The 944-nt window shown below is 28.6% G+C and carries 1 protein-coding gene; it reads right to left on the reverse strand.

Going from position 1 to position 944, the window contains the following annotated elements; genetic code table 11:
• Positions 1 to 739: 739 nt before the first annotated feature.
• Positions 740 to 944: hypothetical protein (locus EII32_RS12245; RefSeq protein WP_233582396.1), on the reverse strand; the 205-nt coding region annotated here is incomplete at its 5' end.

Here is a 944-nt window from a genome sequence, read left to right on the forward strand (position 1 = left end):
TTGTTGTATATTGAAATGAACGAAAAGTGCGATGTCTTTCGTACATCAACCCCCCATAGCCTGCCAAAGCTTTGTGGGGGGTTCTTTTTATCATTTAGATTTATCGTACAAATAATTTACTACGAGACCTGTAAGAACAGGACAAACGATAATTGTTACGGAGAAAAATGCAATGTTCTCCTGTATATCACACCTCTTCTCTGCACAGGAAGTGCCTTACAAGTATAATATAACAGCCGAATATTTGACGAATACATGAGTTCTTCAAACCAAAATATACAAAGCATCGAATATATACAATATATACTCTAGCTACATGGTATATATTGTATACACGTATAGCCTATATAAAACTACAAAGCAATGAAAATGAATGAAAACACGTCAGAACAATGATACATAAAATCTGTATAAATAATAATCATAAGAAAACGGCTTAAGTACTGATTTGACAGAGTTCAAGCCGTTTGAGTTAGTTAACATAAGTAATAATTGTCAGAATATAAATACATTAAGATTAATAATAAAGCATACAACTTAAATATAAAATATAAATTATAAAAGAATTAAAAACTGTTTAATACTCTAAAATAAACTATTTAACATAAAATCACCATTAAAAAGGACAATTTCTATAATTAATTCAATAGAAATTGTCTTTTTTATTTGCCTAAAGTTTTCATCTCTTAGACTCTATTCGCTTAGAACTTAACTTTTATATTTTATAGTTGTTGAAAATCTAATACTTGATTTTGCGATATATTTTTGAACCTATATATGCACCAAAAATAGCTCCTGTGGACATTGCTATATTTCTAAATAGCTGTTCACTTTTTGTCGATGCTTGTTGTTCTTGTTCAGCAAGTTTATTCATATGATTGACGAATAATTCCATAATTGTTTTATGAATATTAGCTTGCATCGATTTATAAACTATCCAAGGT

The sequence above is a fragment of the Prevotella sp. OH937_COT-195 genome (genome assembly GCF_003932845.1).
Lineage (GTDB): Bacteria > Bacteroidota > Bacteroidia > Bacteroidales > Bacteroidaceae > Prevotella.